The 15,485-nt window shown below is 59.7% G+C and carries 16 protein-coding genes; 3 read left to right on the top strand and 13 right to left on the bottom strand.

The window, feature by feature from the left end; all coding sequences use genetic code 11:
• On the top strand, positions 1-1,056 hold the full coding sequence (locus tag C4J88_RS04195; protein ID WP_177412937.1) for a calcium/sodium antiporter: 1,056 nt from the start codon (positions 1-3) through the stop codon (positions 1,054-1,056).
• Between the two features lie 16 nt (positions 1,057-1,072).
• Here C4J88_RS04195 and C4J88_RS04190 read toward each other — a convergent pair whose 3' ends face one another.
• From C4J88_RS04190 to kdgD, 5 genes are all read right to left on the bottom strand, one after another.
• Positions 1,073-2,014, bottom strand: coding sequence for an AEC family transporter (locus C4J88_RS04190; protein ID WP_124361294.1), 942 nt, complete (start codon positions 2,012-2,014; stop codon positions 1,073-1,075).
• A gap of 187 nt (positions 2,015-2,201) precedes the next feature.
• The gene (garD, locus tag C4J88_RS04185) at positions 2,202-3,755 is read right to left on the bottom strand and encodes a galactarate dehydratase (protein ID WP_124406281.1); all 1,554 of its coding nucleotides are present in this window, start codon (positions 3,753-3,755) and stop codon (positions 2,202-2,204) included.
• A 10-nt stretch (positions 3,756-3,765) separates the two neighbouring features.
• On the bottom strand, positions 3,766-5,130 hold the full coding sequence (locus C4J88_RS04180) for an MFS transporter (protein ID WP_124406280.1): 1,365 nt from the start codon (positions 5,128-5,130) through the stop codon (positions 3,766-3,768).
• A 184-nt stretch (positions 5,131-5,314) separates the two neighbouring features.
• Positions 5,315-6,760 carry an aldehyde dehydrogenase family protein gene (locus tag C4J88_RS04175; RefSeq protein WP_124369652.1) on the bottom strand — a complete coding sequence of 482 codons (1,446 nt, stop codon included), beginning with the start codon at positions 6,758-6,760 and terminating at the stop codon, positions 5,315-5,317.
• Positions 6,761-6,814: 54 nt separating this feature from the next.
• Positions 6,815-7,726, bottom strand: a complete 912-nt coding sequence (gene kdgD, locus C4J88_RS04170; protein WP_057724545.1) for a 5-dehydro-4-deoxyglucarate dehydratase — start codon at positions 7,724-7,726, stop codon at positions 6,815-6,817.
• 395 nt (positions 7,727-8,121) lie between these two features.
• Between kdgD and C4J88_RS04165 the strand changes: the two genes are divergently transcribed.
• A complete protein-coding gene (locus tag C4J88_RS04165) occupies positions 8,122-8,307 on the top strand; it encodes a hypothetical protein (RefSeq protein WP_124365823.1) in 186 nt (61 codons plus the stop codon).
• A 7-nt stretch (positions 8,308-8,314) separates the two neighbouring features.
• Here C4J88_RS04165 and C4J88_RS04160 read toward each other — a convergent pair whose 3' ends face one another.
• From C4J88_RS04160 to rplM, 8 genes are all read right to left on the bottom strand, one after another.
• The gene (locus tag C4J88_RS04160) at positions 8,315-9,064 is read right to left on the bottom strand and encodes a FadR/GntR family transcriptional regulator (RefSeq protein WP_016971564.1); all 750 of its coding nucleotides are present in this window, start codon (positions 9,062-9,064) and stop codon (positions 8,315-8,317) included.
• Positions 9,065-9,222: 158 nt separating this feature from the next.
• The gene (locus C4J88_RS04155; protein WP_124361288.1) at positions 9,223-9,642 is read right to left on the bottom strand and encodes a ClpXP protease specificity-enhancing factor; all 420 of its coding nucleotides are present in this window, start codon (positions 9,640-9,642) and stop codon (positions 9,223-9,225) included.
• 17 nt (positions 9,643-9,659) lie between these two features.
• Positions 9,660-10,277, bottom strand: coding sequence for a glutathione S-transferase N-terminal domain-containing protein (locus tag C4J88_RS04150; protein ID WP_124361287.1), 618 nt, complete (start codon positions 10,275-10,277; stop codon positions 9,660-9,662).
• Between the two features lie 147 nt (positions 10,278-10,424).
• The gene (locus C4J88_RS04145; RefSeq protein WP_124406279.1) at positions 10,425-11,204 is read right to left on the bottom strand and encodes a cytochrome c1; all 780 of its coding nucleotides are present in this window, start codon (positions 11,202-11,204) and stop codon (positions 10,425-10,427) included.
• Entirely contained in the window at positions 11,204-12,415 is a 1,212-nt protein-coding gene (locus tag C4J88_RS04140) for a cytochrome bc complex cytochrome b subunit (RefSeq protein ID WP_003171746.1), read from the bottom strand. Before C4J88_RS04140 ends, C4J88_RS04145 begins: the two co-directional genes overlap by 1 nt.
• Positions 12,415-13,008, bottom strand: a complete 594-nt coding sequence (petA, locus tag C4J88_RS04135) for a ubiquinol-cytochrome c reductase iron-sulfur subunit (RefSeq protein ID WP_034118089.1) — start codon at positions 13,006-13,008, stop codon at positions 12,415-12,417. The genes C4J88_RS04140 and petA overlap by 1 nt, the downstream gene beginning before the upstream one ends.
• Positions 13,009-13,274: 266 nt before the next feature.
• Positions 13,275-13,667, bottom strand: a complete 393-nt coding sequence (rpsI, locus tag C4J88_RS04130; protein ID WP_003216038.1) for a 30S ribosomal protein S9 — start codon at positions 13,665-13,667, stop codon at positions 13,275-13,277.
• A gap of 14 nt (positions 13,668-13,681) precedes the next feature.
• Positions 13,682-14,110, bottom strand: coding sequence for a 50S ribosomal protein L13 (gene rplM / locus C4J88_RS04125; protein WP_003171742.1), 429 nt, complete (start codon positions 14,108-14,110; stop codon positions 13,682-13,684).
• 250 nt (positions 14,111-14,360) lie between these two features.
• Between rplM and C4J88_RS04120 the strand changes: the two genes are divergently transcribed.
• Positions 14,361-15,401, top strand: coding sequence for an NADP(H)-dependent aldo-keto reductase (locus tag C4J88_RS04120; RefSeq protein WP_124365822.1), 1,041 nt, complete (start codon positions 14,361-14,363; stop codon positions 15,399-15,401).
• The last annotated feature ends 84 nt before the right edge of the window (positions 15,402-15,485 follow it).

Below are 15,485 nucleotides of genomic sequence, written 5' to 3'. Positions count from 1 at the left end.
CTGCTCGAACTGGTCGGCGGCTTGCTGCTGTTGATCGTCGGCGCGGAAATCCTGGTGCGGGCCGCAGTGCGCCTGGCCGCCAGCCTCAAGGTGCGGCCGTTGATCATCGGCCTGAGCATCGTGGCCTTCGGCAGCAGCGCGCCACAGATGGCCATCAGCCTGCAGGCCACCCTGGCCGGCAACACCGATATTGCCGTGGGCAGCGTGATCGGCAGCAGCATCTTCAATATCCTCGTCACCCTGGGCCTGTCCGCGCTGATCATTCCGTTACGGGTGTCGCGCCATTTGGTGCGCCTGGATATTCCGGTGATGATCGTCGCCGGCCTGCTGGTGTTCGTCCTGGCTGCCAACGAGGCGCTGACGCCGTTCGACGGCCTGGTGCTGCTGGTTGCGCTGTTGGCCTACCTCGGCGTGCTGCACTACCAGACGCGCCACTCGCGTCGCCCACGCACGCTGGCCAGCATGACCAAGGCACCCTGGCTGAGCAGCGTGCTGTTGATGCTCGGCGGGTTGTTGGTGCTGGTGCTGGCCGGGCATTTGCTGCTGGGTGCGGCCGTGGAGGTGGCGGGCGATTTGGGCTTGTCGGAGCGCGTCATCGGCCTGACGCTGATCGGCGTTGGCACCTCATTGCCCTGCCTCGCCACCTCGTTGATTGCCGCCCTGCGTGGCGAGCGCGAGATTGCCGTGGGCAATGTGATCGGCAGCAACCTGTTCAACCTGCTGGGCGTGCTGGGCTTCACCGCCCTGGTGGCGCCTGCGCCGCTGTCGGTCTCGCCCAACGCGCTGGACTTCGACCTGCCGGTCATGCTCGGCGCCATCGTCCTGTGCCTGCCGGTGTTCTATACCGGCTACCGCGTCACGCGGGCAGAAGGCCTGGTGTTGCTGGGGCTGTACCTGGCGTATGGCCTGCATGTCATGGCGTTTACCACCGGCATGCCCTTGGCCACCAAGCTTGAACACTTGATGCTGTTTTACGTCTTGCCGGCGTTAGGGGTGGGGCTGTTGTTCACGTCGTTGCGCGCCTGGCACCGCCAACACAAGAGGGAATCGCAATAACCGCTCAGAAAAGAGCTTAGATCCAGCCACCGGCCTGCAAGACGAAGATCCCGATATTGGTGGTCACCGCCGCCATCAGCGTGGTGATCACGATAATCGCCGCCGCCAGTTCATGATTGCCTTCGGCGGCCCTGGCCATCACGAAGCTCGCGGCCGCCGTGGGCGCGCCAAAGTACAGGAACAAAATTCCCAGCTCCGGCCCACGAAAGCCCAGCAACCACGCGCCCCCTGTGGCGATCACCGGCAGCCAGACCATCTTCATCAGGCTCGCGCTCAATGCCATCTTGCCGCTCTTGCGCAGCGCCGCCAGGGACAGGGTGCCGCCAATGCAGATCAACGCCAACGGCAAGGTGGTGTCGGCCAGGTACTGCAGGGATTTTTCCAGCCAGCCGGGCAGGCCGATCTGGAAATAGGCGAACGGCGCCGCGACGAACACGCTGATGATCAGCGGGTTGGCCACCACACTCTTGAAGATGCTCCATGGGTCGGACTTGATCACCGGGCTGTACACCGCCAACACAATGGTCGACAGGGTGTTGTAGAACAGGATCACCAGTGCCGCGAGGATCGCCCCGAGGGAGATACCGTAGTCGCCGTACATGCTGGCAGCCAGCGCCAGGCCGATCACCCCGTTATTGCCACGAAACGCGCCCTGGGTGTAGATGCCCCGGTCTTCGCGCTTGCAGCGCAGAATCGCCCAGCCCCACGCCATGGCAAAGCTCACCAGCGTGGCCACGGCAAAGTAGATCAGCAAACCCGGCTTGAGCGCTGAATGCAGGTCGGCATGCAGGATGCCGAGAAACAACAGCGCCGGCATGGTGACGTTGAACACCAGGGACGAGGCGGTATGGATAAAGTTGTCGTTGATCCAGCGGATGCGCTTGAGCAGCACACCGAGGAAGAGCATGGCGAACACCGGCGCGGTGATGGTGAGCGTGGTGAGGAAGATTGCCAGCATGCCGGGGGAACCTTGGTGAGCGTCGTTAGTTGGCTAATGATAAGCCATACAGCTCGATGGTGCCTGGTAGACCGCTATCGGGGGCAAGCCCCTCCCACATTCGACCGCATTTCAACGTTAGAACGCGGTCAAGTGTGGGAGGGGCGGTGCGACGATTCGACTTGCCCCCGATGCAGGCGACCCGGTCTCAGGTTATTGGCGCCGGGTTGAACAAGGTGATGTCGTTATGCAGCTTGTGCCGCTCCGCCCACGTCTGCTTCTTGCCGCTGGCCACATCCAGGTAGAAGTGAAACAACTCCCAGCCCAGCTCTTCGATGCTCGCGCGCCCGGTGGCGATACGCCCGGCGTCGATATCGATCAGGTCTGGCCAGCGCTGCGCCAGCTCAGTGCGCGTCGACACCTTGACCACCGGCGCCATCGCCAAGCCGTAAGGTGTGCCGCGCCCGGTGGTGAACACGTGCAGGTTCATGCCCGCCGCCAGTTGCAAGGTGCCGCACACAAAGTCACTGGCCGGGGTCGCGCAGAAAATCAGGCCCTTGCCCTTGACGCGCTCGCCTGGGCCGAGCACGCCGTTGATCGCGCTGCTGCCGGATTTGACGATGGAGCCCAACGACTTCTCGACGATATTCGACAGCCCGCCCTTCTTGTTGCCCGGCGTGGTATTGGCGCTGCGATCCGCCTCGCCCTTGGCCAGGTAACGGTCGTACCAGTCCATTTCCCTGACCAGCTCCTGGGCAACTTCCTTGCTCTGGGCCCGAGACGTCAGCAGGTAAATAGCGTCACGGACTTCCGTCACTTCGGAAAACATCACCGTGGCCCCGGCACGCAACAACAGGTCTGAGGCATAACCCAGCGCCGGATTGGCGGTGATCCCGGAAAAGGCATCACTGCCGCCGCATTGCATGCCCAGGATCAGCTCGGACGCGGGTACCGTTTCGCGGCGGCGCTGGTCGAGCTTTTTCAAGCGCACTTCGGCCAGTGCCATGATCTGCTCGATCATCTCGATAAAGCCGTGGCTGGAATCCTGCAACCGGTACAGCCAAGGCTCGCTCAGGTCGACGGAGCTGTCGTTGTCGTGCATCACTTGCCTGGCCTGCAATTTCTCGCAGCCCAGGCTGATCACCAGGGCTTCGCCGCCCAGGTTCGGGTTACGCGCCAGGTTGCGCACGGTACGGATCGGGATGTAGGCATCCGTGGCCGTGATCGCCACGCCGCAGCCGTAGCTATGGGTCAGCGCCACCACGTCATCGACGTGCGGGTACTTGGGCAGCAATTCATCCTTGATGCGCTTGACGGCATGGTCCAGCACGCCGGTCACGCACTGCACCGTGGTGGTGATACCGAGGATATTGCGCGTGCCCACAGTGCCGTCGGCGTTGCGGTAGCCCTCGAAGGTAAAGCCTTCCAGCGGCGCCTGGGTTTCAGGCACCTCGGTGGACAACGGCAGGCTGTCCAGCGGCGGCGCGGTGGGCATGCGCAACTGGTCTTCCTGCACCCAGCTGCCACGCGGGATCGGCGCCAGCGCGTAGCCAATGGTCTGGCCATAGCGAATGATCTGGCCGCCTTCGGGAATGTCTTCCAGGGTTACCTTGTGGCTCTGCGGGATGAACTCCACAGTGACCAGGCCGTCCGGAAACTCGGTGCCGGCCGGGACGCCCTGGTCGTTCACCACGATCACTACATTGTCGCGCTCGTGCAAACGAATCGAGCGCGGCGAGTCGGCATGTTCAATCAACTGCATCACACGAACCTCAGGAATGCGCTTCGGTTAGGTTGGTCAACTCAGGGCCCTTGGCTGGCGGCTCTTTGAGTACTACACGCTTGATCGGGCCGACGATGACCAGGTAGCTGAACACCGCCACCAGCGCGTTGGCGCCGACGAACACCAGCGCCCACTTGAACGAACCGGTGGTGGCGATGATGTAGCCGATGACAATCGGCGTGGTGATCGACGCCAGGTTACCGAAGGTGTTGAACAAGCCGCCACTGAGGCCGGCGATTTGTTTCGGCGAGGTGTCAGACACTACCGCCCAGCCCAGTGCGCCAACGCCCTTGCCGAAGAAGGCCAGTGCCATGAAGCCCACCACCATCCATTCAACGTCGACGTAGTTACACGCAATGATGCTGCTGGACACCAGCAGGCCGGCAATGATCGGCGCCTTGCGAGCGAAGGTCAGGGAATGGCCCTTGCGCAGCAGGTAGTCGGAAATCACCCCGCCCAGTACGCCGCCGATAAACCCGCAGATGGCCGGCAGCGAGGCGATGAAACCCGCCTTGAGAATGGTCATGCCACGGTCTTGCACCAGGTACACGGGGAACCAGGTCAGGAAGAAATAAGTGATGCCGTTGATGCAATACTGGCCCAGGTACACGCCAAGCATCATGCGGTTGGTCAGCAACTGGCGGATGTAATCCCACTTCGGGCCGTCGGTTTTCTTACCCTTGCCCTTGTCTTGGTCCATATCGACCATCGCGCCGTTGGCCGCGATGTAATCGAGCTCGGCTGTGTTGATCATCGGGTGCTGGCGCGGGCTGTGGATAACTTTCAGCCAGATCAGCGAGAACACGATGCCGATCGCGCCCATCACGATAAACACGTGCTGCCAGCCGAAGCGGTAAACGATCCAGCCCATCAGCGGTGCAAACAACACCGTGGCGAAGTACTGCGCCGAGTTGAAGATCGCCGACGCCGTACCGCGTTCGGCCGTGGGGAACCAGGCCGCCACAATCCGCGCGTTACCCGGGAAGGATGGCGCTTCGGCCAGGCCCACCATGAAGCGCAGCATGAACAGCGCAACCACGGCCGTGGAGATACCGAACTCACCGACGTAGCCTTGCAGCACGGTGAACAGTGACCAGGTGAAGATGCTCAGGGCATAGACTTTTTTCGAACCGAACCGGTCGAGCAGCCAACCGCCGGGAATTTGCCCGGCGACATAGGCCCAACCGAATGCAGAGAAGATGTAACCGAGGGTGACCGCGTCGATGCCGAGGTCTTTTTGCAGGCTGGAGCCGGCGATGGCGATAGTTGCACGGTCGGCGTAGTTGATCGTGGTCACCAGGAACAGCATGAGCAGGATCAAATAGCGGACGTGGGTCGGCTTGGTCGCTTGCATGTAGAAGTACTCCCACTAATTATTTTTTTTGCGGGTAATTGTCTTGTTGTGTGCCGCCCCCTGTAGGAGCGAGCTTGCTCGCGAAAAGCGTCAACGAATACGCGGGCATTCAGGATGCACGCGGTGCCCTTGAGTTTTTCGCGAGCAAGCTCGCTCCTACAGGGATGCGAGTCTGTGTTGCGTATTACGAACCGATGTAGCTGGTTTTCACCACGGTGTAGAACTCTTGCGCATAGCGACCCTGCTCACGCGAACCGTAGGACGAACCCTTACGGCCACCGAACGGAACATGGTAATCCACGCCAGCGGTGGGCAAATTGACCATGACCATGCCGGCCTGGGAATGACGCTTGAAGTGGTTGGCGTACTTCAACGACGTAGTGGCAATGCCCGCCGACAAACCGAACTCGGTGTCGTTGGCCATGGCCAGCGCCGCCTCGTAGTCGGCCACGCGCACCACGTTGGCCACTGGGCCGAAGATTTCTTCACGGCTGATGCGCATGGCGGCTTCGCTGTCGGCAAACAGCGTCGGCGCCAGGTAGTAGCCTTCGGTATCGCAGGTCACCAAACCGCCACCGCTGACCAGCCGCGCACCTTCGCTCTGGCCGATGTCGATGTACTTCATGTCCTGGTCCAACTGGGCCTGGGAGACCACCGGGCCAATGTCGGTACCGCTGTTGAGTGCGTGGCCGACTTTGATCGACTTCATGCGCTCGGCCATGGCCGCGACGAACTGGTCGTGGATGCCGGCGGTGACGATCAGGCGGCTGGATGCAGTGCAACGCTGGCCGGTGGAGTAGAACGCGCTCTGCACCGACAGCTCGACTGCCTGCTTGAGGTCGGCGTCGTCGAGAATGATCTGCGGGTTCTTGCCGCCCATTTCCAACTGCACCTTGGCCTGGCGCGACACGCAACTGACGGCGATCTGACGGCCCACGCCCACCGAACCGGTGAAGCTGATGCCGTCGACTTTCGGGCTGTTGACCAACACATCGCCCACTACACGGCCGCTGCCCATCACCAGGTTGAACACCCCGGCAGGGAAACCGGCGCGGGAAATGATGTCGGCCAGGGCCCAGGCACAGCCGGGCACCAGTTCGGCCGGCTTGATCACCACACAGTTGCCATAGGCCAGGGCCGGGGCGATTTTCCACGCTGGGATGGCGATCGGGAAGTTCCAGGGGGTGATCAGGCCGACCACGCCGAGGGCTTCACGGGTAACTTCTACATTGACGCCCGGGCGCACCGACGGCACGTAGTCGCCGGACAGGCGCAGGCATTCACCGGCGAAGAATTTGAAGATGTTACCGGCGCGGGTCACCTCACCGATGGCTTCGGGCAGGGTCTTGCCCTCTTCCCGGGCCAGCAGGGTGCCAAGCTCTTCACGGCGGGCGAGGATTTCGCTGCCGACTTTGTCCAGCGCATCATGGCGCGCCTGGATGCCGGAGGTGGACCAGGCCGGAAATGCGGCGCGGGCGGCCTCGATAGCGGCGTTGACTTGGGCGACATCGGCCTTGGCGTATTCGCCAATCACATCGGAAAGGTCCGACGGGTTGATATTGGTGCAGTAGTCGGTGCCGGTAACCCATTCACCGTTGATGTAGTTCTCGAAACGTTTTGCTTGGGACACGAATCTTCTCCTGACGCAAAAGGCCGCTGATTGCTCAGCGGCCTTGTTGATAAGTTATTGCGCGCCTTGCTTGTCGATCAGCGCGGCCAGGGCTTCGTATTCTTCCGGCAGCAGGTCGGTCAGCGGGGTGCGCACCGGGCCGGCGTCATAGCCGGCGATTTTCGCACCCGCCTTGACGATGCTCACGGCGTAACCGGCCTTGCGGTTACGGATGTCCAGGTAGGGCAGGAAGAAATCGTCGATGATCCTGGAGACAGTGGCGTGATCATCCTTGGCAATCGCGTGGTAGAAATCCATCGCGGTTTTCGGGATGAAGTTGAACACCGCCGAGGAGTACACCGGCACGCCCAGGGCCTTGTAGGCAGCGGCGTAAACCTCTGCGGTCGGCAGACCGCCGAGGTAGCTGAAACGGTCGCCGAGACGACGGCGGATCGACACCATCAACTCGATGTCACCCAGGCCATCCTTGTAGCCGATCAGGTTCGGGCAACGCTCGGCGAGGCGCTCGAGCAGCGGCGCGGTCAGGCGGCAGACATTGCGGTTGTACACCACCACGCCGATCTTGACCGATTTGCACACCGCTTCAACGTGGGCGGCAACCCCGTCCTGGCTGGCTTCAGTCAGGTAGTGCGGCAGCAGCAGCAAGCCCTTGGCACCCAGGCGCTCGGCCTCTTGAGCGTATTCGATGGCCTGGCGGGTCGCGCCCCCGACACCGGCAAGAATCGGCACGCTGGTGGCGCAGGTATCAACAGCGGTCTTCACCACTTGGGAATATTCGCTGGCGGCCAGGGAGAAAAACTCACCGGTGCCGCCCGCGGCGAACAGCGCGGTGGCGCCGTATGGGGCAAGCCATTCCAGACGCTTGATATAGCCCGCTTGGTGAAAGTCACCCTGGGCGTTGAAATCGGTCACCGGAAAAGACAGCAGACCGTGGGAGAGGATGGACTTCAGTTCTTGTGGATTCATTATTCGAACACCCTGGGTAAAGACTTTCTGTCGAAAGGTTATTGTTGGTTTTGGTGATGTCGTACGTCATCGTACAACTATAAAAAGATTCGTCAACTGCAAATCGTCAGTGTTCACTTAGGGAGGAGTTGAGTGGTGCCTGGTTGACGTGGGAAGTCAGTTGAGAGATCGAGCGGGCAATCCGTGACCTGTGAGCGCAGTACTCAAGGCAGCCCCAATTTTTTTTCAATGCCTCACACGGCATAAACCGTCTGTCGCCACTGTCAATTCTGACAGTAGTGCTCTACTCACTTTCAGTCATAACCTGGATTCGACTTCCCGATCGCCGTGTGAACGAGTCTAGAGACGGTGCGGTATTGGAGGCACGCTACTTCTCATAACGTTGGAGGTGACCCATGAGTAAGAATTTTAAAGTAAGCACCGCAGGTAAAACGCCACGCTCGCTGGATTACGAGCCCCAAATTGGCGACGAGGTCAACGATTCTATAGCTGGCTTACAAATTGTTACGCGCAAGGTTTTTGACGAGGTAAATAACCAAATTGTCATTTATCTGGAGCAGTCCCCTAATCCATTCCCGTAGCCCAACTTTACCCACGCTGCGCCTCTGCCTCTTCATGGGCATGGCGCAGCCGCTCCCGACTATTCGTCAAATGCAACCGCATCGCCGCACGCGCCGCGTCCGAATCCTGGCGCGCGATCGCCTCATAAATCTCTTCGTGTTCGCGACTCAGGCGTCCCATGTAATGCTGCTGGTCATCATGGGCCAGACGCGCCGAATTCAGGCGGGTACGCGGAATGATGCTGGTGCCCAGGTGGGTCATGATGTCGGTGAAATAACGGTTGCCGGTGGACAGCGCTATTTCCAGGTGGAACGCAAAGTCTGATGCCACCGCATCACCCGCGTGGGCCGCGCTTTCATTCAAGGCATCGAGGGCCGCACGCATCGCCGCCAGCTGCTCGTCACTGCGGCGCAAGGCAGCCAGGCCTGCCGATTCCACTTCCAGGCTGATACGCAACTCCAGAATCGCCAACACATCGCGCAACGTCACCACGGTGGCCGGATCGATCCGGAAACCGCTCGGGCTTGGCGTGTCCAATACAAACGTACCGATACCGTGACGCGTCTCCACCTGCCCCGCCGCCTGCAAGCGCGAGATGGCCTCGCGCACCACGGTACGACTCACACCATGGGCATCCATGATCGCCGACTCAGTGGGCAGCTTGTCGCCACGCTTGAGCTGGCCGTCGCGGATTTGTTCGGACAACACCGTGACCAATTCCTGGGCAAGGCTGCGGCGCTTGCGGGGCAGACGTGGGGCGGCGTTGGCGTTTTCCATGATGGATCATCTTTCTCGGCGAACTGAAGACGCATCATAGCCCATGGCGGTTGTACGATCACCGTTCCTGTCGAGACTTTCACTTCTGCGCGGCAGGCAAAAAAATGCCCCGGCAACCGCCGAGGCATTTTTCAGGCTCGCCCGAAGGCAACAGCCGCTTACTTCACCACTTTCAAGCTCGGCCGGCCCGTAGGGCGCGGTGGCTCGTTATCGGGTGGCGGCACATCATCGCCGCCTTCGCCTTCGATCGTTTCGTCATCCTCGAAAGGCGACTCCAGATCGAACACCATGCCTTGGCCATTCTCACGGGCATAAATCCCGAGGATGGCGCCAATCGGCACGAACAGCGTATGCGGCACGCCGCCGAAACGCCCTTCGAAGCTGACCGCTTCGTTGTCCATGTGCAGGTGGCGCACGGCACTGGGCGATACGTTCAATACAATCTGTCCGTCACTGGCAAAACCCTGCGGAACCTGCACCGCAGGAAATTCGGAATTGACCAGCATGTGCGGGGTGCAATCGTTGTCCACAATCCACTCATAGAGCGCGCGGACCAGGTAGGGTCGACTGGAGTTCATCAGCGGCTCCTTAAGCCTTAGCGCATATCGCGTTCGACACCAGACAGACTCGCCTGGAAAGCCTCACGCGCAAACTGGCGCTCCATGTAATCAAGCAGCGGCTTGGCAGGCCGCGGCAGTTCAATGCCCATAATCGGCAAGCGCCAGAGTATGGGTAATAGGCAGCAATCCACCAAGCTTTGTTCCTCACTGAGGAAAAAAGGCTTGTCGGCGAACAGCGGCGAAACGCCGGTCAGGCTTTCGCGCAATTCCTTGCGCGCCACGACACGGGCCGGCTCTTTGCTGCGTGAATCCAGAATCACATCCACCAGCCGGCACCAGTCACGCTGGATCCGATGGATCAGCAGGCGGCTGTTGGCGCGCGCCACCGGGTACACCGGCAGCAAAGGCGGATGCGGATAACGCTCATCCAAGTATTCCATCACCACGGTTGACTCCCACAACGCCAGGTCACGATCGACCAGGGTGGGCAAGCTGCCGTAAGGGTTCACTTCGATCAGTTTCGGCGGCTGACGACCCGCTTCTACACTGATGATCTCGGCGCTGACACCCTTCTCTGCGAGCACGATGCGTACTCGGTGGGAATAGTGGTCGGCGGGGTCGGAGTAACAGGCCAACCGGTTGGTCACGCCCATGGCGGTCCTCCTCGCTTGTTGAAATTATCGAAAGCTCAAAAACGAGCGCGCCCAGGGAGCATCTCTGTAACGTCCGGAACAACCGACGCTACGTGTTCAGAGATGCCGCTGGGCGCGCAAGATTAACAGCAATTGCTTACGGTTGGATCAATGCACATCCTTCCAGTACTCGCGTTTGAGCAGATAGGCGAATACGAAGAAGAAAGCCAGGTACAGCAAGACGTAGGTACCGATGCGCTGGTGCTGCAGTTTGACCGGGTTGGCCGAGTAGGCCAGGAAAGTCGCCAGGTTCTTGACCTTCTCGTCGAACTGCTCTTCATTCAGCGTACCGGTCTTGGGCACGATGGTCAGTTGATCGCACGCTTCATGGGTCAGCGGCGTGCCGGTCAACGGATCATATTGCTTCTTGCCGTCTTCAACGACCTGGACCTGCTTGCATCCTACCACTTGGCGCCCCTGCAGGCCGACCAGAACGTTAGGCATGCCGACGTTCGGGAACACTTTGTTGTTCACGCCCCAAGGGCGGGCGGGGTCTTCGTAGAAGGATTTAAGGTAGCCATAGAGCCAGTCGGTGCCACGCACGCGCGCCACCAGGGTCAGGTCGGGCGGTGCTGCGCCGAACCAGGCCTTGGCGTCTGCCGGTTTCATGCCGATGTTCATGTGGTCGCCGATCTTGGCTCCGGTGAACACCAGTTTCTCCAGCATCAACTCATGGGGGATGCCCAAGTCATCGGCAACCCGCTCGTAACGCTGGAACTTGGCGCTGTGGCAGCCCATGCAGTAGTTGGCAAAGGTACGTGCACCATCTTGCAAAGCGGCTTTATCGGCGACGTCGATGTCGACTTTTTCCAGTTCCGCGCCATGCTCGGCAGCCAAAGACAGAAGCGGCAGGGCCGCAAGCACTAATGCAACAAATAATTTTTTCATCAGCCAGTCACCCTTTCCGGAACCGGTTTGGTCTTCTCGAGCCGGGTGTAGAACGGCATCAGAATGAAGTAGGCGAAGTACAGGAAGGTGCAGACCTGCGACAGCAACGTGCGCTCAGGGGTCGGCGCCAATACGCCCAGCACGCCCAGGATCACGAATGCAATGCAGAACACCCACAGCCAGATCTTGCTCAGCCAGCCCTTGTAGCGCATGGACTTGACCGGGCTGCGATCCAGCCACGGCAGCACGAACAGCACCGCGATCGCCGCGCCCATGGCGATCACGCCCATGAGTTTGTCGGGGATCGCACGCAGGATTGCGTAGAACGGCGTGAAGTACCAGACCGGAGCAATGTGCTCGGGCGTCTTGAACGCGTTGGCTTGTTCGAAGTTAGGCTTCTCGAGGAAATAACCCCCCATCTCCGGGAAAAAGAACACGATCGAGCAGAACACGAACAGGAACACGACCACGCCGACAATGTCTTTCACGGTGTAATAAGGGTGGAATGGAATGCCATCGAGCGGGATGCCGTTCTCGTCCTTATGCTTCTTGATGTCCACACCATCCGGGTTGTTGGAACCCACTTCATGCAGCGCCAGGATGTGCAGCACCACCAGGCCGAGAATCACGATCGGCAAGGCGACAACGTGCAAGGCAAAGAAGCGGTTCAGGGTAATGCCGGAGATCAGATAGTCACCACGGATCCACTGGGTCAGGTCGTTGCCGATCACCGGGATCGCCCCGAACAGAGAGATGATCACCTGGGCGCCCCAGTACGACATCTGGCCCCACGGCAGCAGATAGCCCATGAACGCTTCGGCCATCAGCGCCAGGTAGATCAGCATGCCGAACACCCACACCAGTTCGCGCGGCTTCTGGTACGAGCCGTAGAGCAGGCCACGGAACATGTGCAGGTAGACGACGATGAAGAACGCCGACGCGCCGGTGGAGTGCAGCAGGCGCAGGATCGAGCCGTACTCGACGTCACGCATGATGTATTCGACGGAGGCGAACGCCTCTTCCGCAGACGGCGTGTAGCTCATCGTCAACCACACACCGGTGACGATCTGGTTGACCAGCACCAGCAGCGCCAGGGAGCCGAAGAAGTAGAAGAAGTTGAAGTTTTTTGGCGCGTAATATTTGCTGAGATGGTCTTCCCACATCTTGGTGGCGGGGAAACGCGCATCCACCCAATCCATGAACTTGCTCATCACGCGTTCTCCTTATCGAGGCCAATGACAATGAGATCGTCAGTTTCGTAGGTGTGCGGAGGAACCGGCAGGTTCAGGGGCGCGGGCTGAGACTTGTAGACACGGCCGGCAAGGTCGTAATGGGAACCGTGACACGGGCAGAAATAACCGCCGACCCAGTCCTTGCCCAAGTCGACAGGGGCGACTTCCGGGCGGAAGGTGGGTGAGCAACCCAGGTGGGTACACAGACCTACCAGCAACAGAATCTCTGGCTTGATCGAACGCACTTCGTTCTTGGCGTAGGCGGGCTGGTCGGAATTCTCGGATTTAGGGTCAGACAACTGGCCTTCGATCTTTTTCAGATTCCCCAGGATTTCCTCGGTACGACGAACAATGAATACCGGCTGGCCGCGCCATTCAGCAATCATCTGCTGCCCTGGCTCGATCTTGCTGACATTCACCTTCACCGGTGCACCTGCGGCTTTCGCCTTGGCACTGGGAAACCATGACCCCACGAACGGGACCGCAGCCCCCACCGCTCCTGCAGCACCCACCACGGATGTGGCTGCTACCAAGAAGCGACGCCGGCCTGCATTCACGCCGTCATTGCTCATTCAGTCCTCTCCCATCAGCTTTTTGGCCTGTTAAATCAGGCGTCTACTAAGTGTTGAATCTTTACTTATAAAAATTTTGACGGATGGTAATGAAAAGCCCCACGGATGACAAGGGAATTGCCCGGGCCACCACCCCCAGGCCTTGTAGTATAGGGGGTCTGTGGATGTGGCAAGTTGTCACGGCGAAAAATGTGCATAAATCGCAGGCAATAAAAAACGCCCAGCTCCGTGAGGAGGCTGGGCGTTTTTGTGGAACGTAAAGCGAATTAACGCTTCGAGTACTGCGGACGCTTACGCGCTTTACGCAGACCGACTTTCTTACGTTCAACTTCACGAGCATCGCGAGTAACGAAGCCAGCTTTGCGCAGAGCGCCACGCAGGGTTTCGTCGTACTGCATCAGAGCGCGAGTGATACCGTGGCGGATTGCGCCAGCTTGACCACTTACACCGCCACCGATAACGGTGACGTAGATGTCGAACTTTTCAACTGTCTCGGTCAGTTCCAGCGGCTGACGAACTACCATGCGGGCAGTTTCGCGGCCGAAGAAGTTTTCCAGAGTGCGGTTGTTGATCGAGATGTTACCAGTGCCCGGACGCAGGAAAACGCGTGCGGTTGCGGTTTTGCGACGGCCAGTGCCGTAATTTTGAGTCGCCGACATAATGAACTATTCCGTTAAAACTTCAGTTCTTGGGGCTGCTGAGCAGCATGAGGGTGTACAGCGCCCGCATAGACTTTCAGCTTGCGAAACATATCGCGACCCAGTGGGCCCTTAGGCAGCATGCCTTTGACCGCGATTTCGATCGGGGCTTCAGGCTTCTTGGAGATCAGGCCTTCAAAGTTGGAAGACTTGATACCGCCTGGGAAACCGGAGTGACGGTAGTACATTTTGTCTTGCGCTTTGTTGCCGGTAACACGTACCTGCTCAGCGTTGATGATGACAATGTAGTCACCGGTATCAACGTGCGGGGTGTATTCAGGCTTGTGCTTGCCACGCAGACGGCTGGCGACTTCAGTGGCCAGACGACCCAGGGTCTGACCAGCGGCGTCGACGACAAACCAGTCGCGCTGAACTGTTTCCGGTTTTGCAGTAAAAGTTGTCATTCTTTAATAGCCTCAGGGGCCGCCCTGTAAATTAGACGGCGGATCTTACTGAATAGTGCGTACTTTGACAAGGTCAAAGGCAGCCGGATACAGACGCTATCGGGGGCTCGGGTCAGCGCGTCCGTTCAACGGCAAGATTCTTCGGCAGACGGCGCATCACTTCCACTGCAGAAAGAGGTGGGCAATTATGCAGATTGCGAAAAAAAATTCAACCTGCTTTTATGAATGTTTTCCCCTGAAGGAGTACCCGATGGATTATCGACAGCTGGGCCGGACCGATCTGAACGTGAGCGCGATTGCCTTGGGCACCATGACCTGGGGCGAGCAGAACAGCGAGCCAGAGGCCTTCGCACAGATCGAACGGGCCAAGGCCGCGGGCATCAACTTCCTCGACACGGCAGAAATGTACCCGGTACCGCCCAAGGCCGAGACCTACGCCACCACCGAGCGTTATATCGGTAATTACTTCAAGAGCCGTGGCGATCGCGCCGACTGGATCCTCGCCAGCAAGATCGCCGGCCCCGGCAACACCATCGACTATATCCGCGATGGCTACCTGCGCCATAATCGCAAGCATATCGTCGACGCCCTCGACGCCAGCCTCAAGCGCCTGCAGACCGACTGGATCGACCTCTACCAGCTGCACTGGCCGGAGCGCAGTACCAATTTCTTTGGCCAGTTGAGCTACAAACACAAGGACGAAGACGACCTCACCCCACTGGAGGAAACCCTTGAAGCGCTGGATGAGCAGGTCAAGGCCGGTAAGATCCGCCACATTGGCCTGTCCAACGAAACTCCGTGGGGCACCATGAAATTCCTGGCCCTGGCCGAAGCCCGTGGCTGGACCCGCGCGGTGTCGATCCAGAACCCCTACAACCTGCTCAACCGCAGCTTTGAAGTGGGCCTGGCTGAAATTGCCATCCGCGAACAATGCGGTTTGCTGGCCTACTCGCCGCTGGCATTCGGCATGCTCAGCGGCAAGTACGAAGGCGGTGCGCGCCCGGCCAAGGCGCGTCTGACGGAGTACAGCCGTTTCAGTCGTTATTTCAACCCACAGTCGGAAGCGGCGTGCAGCCGTTATGTGGCACTGGCGCGGGAGCATGGGCTGGACCCGGCGCAGATGGCGTTGGCGTTTGTGACGCAACAGCCGTTTGTGACCAGCAATATTATCGGGGCCACGAGCCTGGAGCAGTTGGACAGCAACATTGCCAGTGCCGATTTGAAATTGTCCAAGGAAGTGCTGGAAGGGATTGAGGCGATTCAAAAGGATCATCCGAATCCGGCGCCTTGATTGATTGTTCCCACGCTCTGCGTGGGAATGCCGGCTTGGACGCTCCGCGTCCGCTGCAAGAGCCATGACGCGGAGCGTCATCTG

It is taken from the genome of Pseudomonas sp. R4-39-08, from assembly GCF_003852275.1.
Lineage (GTDB): Bacteria > Pseudomonadota > Gammaproteobacteria > Pseudomonadales > Pseudomonadaceae > Aquipseudomonas.
This window is presented reverse-complemented; position numbering and strand designations above follow the sequence as displayed.

Bases quoted from the DNA above. Each gene is read 5' to 3' on its own strand.
- C4J88_RS04140 (WP_003171746.1), bottom strand. From the start codon at position 12,415: ATGAGCAAGTTCATGGATTGGGTGGATGCGCGTTTCCCCGCCACCAAG.
- C4J88_RS04150 (WP_124361287.1), bottom strand. From the start codon at position 10,277: ATGGGCGTGACCAACCGGTTGGCCTGTTACTCCGACCCCGCCGACCAC.
- C4J88_RS04165 (WP_124365823.1), top strand. From the start codon at position 8,122: ATGAGTAAGAATTTTAAAGTAAGCACCGCAGGTAAAACGCCACGCTCG.
- garD (WP_124406281.1), bottom strand. From the start codon at position 3,755: ATGCAGTTGATTGAACATGCCGACTCGCCGCGCTCGATTCGTTTGCAC.
- C4J88_RS04190 (WP_124361294.1), bottom strand. From the start codon at position 2,014: ATGCTGGCAATCTTCCTCACCACGCTCACCATCACCGCGCCGGTGTTC.
- C4J88_RS04160 (WP_016971564.1), bottom strand. From the start codon at position 9,064: ATGGAAAACGCCAACGCCGCCCCACGTCTGCCCCGCAAGCGCCGCAGC.
- rplM (WP_003171742.1), bottom strand. From the start codon at position 14,110: ATGACAACTTTTACTGCAAAACCGGAAACAGTTCAGCGCGACTGGTTT.
- C4J88_RS04145 (WP_124406279.1), bottom strand. From the start codon at position 11,204: ATGAAAAAATTATTTGTTGCATTAGTGCTTGCGGCCCTGCCGCTTCTG.
- C4J88_RS04155 (WP_124361288.1), bottom strand. From the start codon at position 9,642: ATGAACTCCAGTCGACCCTACCTGGTCCGCGCGCTCTATGAGTGGATT.
- C4J88_RS04120 (WP_124365822.1), top strand. From the start codon at position 14,361: ATGGATTATCGACAGCTGGGCCGGACCGATCTGAACGTGAGCGCGATT.
- rpsI (WP_003216038.1), bottom strand. From the start codon at position 13,667: ATGTCGGCGACTCAAAATTACGGCACTGGCCGTCGCAAAACCGCAACC.
- C4J88_RS04180 (WP_124406280.1), bottom strand. From the start codon at position 5,130: ATGCAAGCGACCAAGCCGACCCACGTCCGCTATTTGATCCTGCTCATG.
- petA (WP_034118089.1), bottom strand. From the start codon at position 13,008: ATGAGCAATGACGGCGTGAATGCAGGCCGGCGTCGCTTCTTGGTAGCA.
- kdgD (WP_057724545.1), bottom strand. From the start codon at position 7,726: ATGAATCCACAAGAACTGAAGTCCATCCTCTCCCACGGTCTGCTGTCT.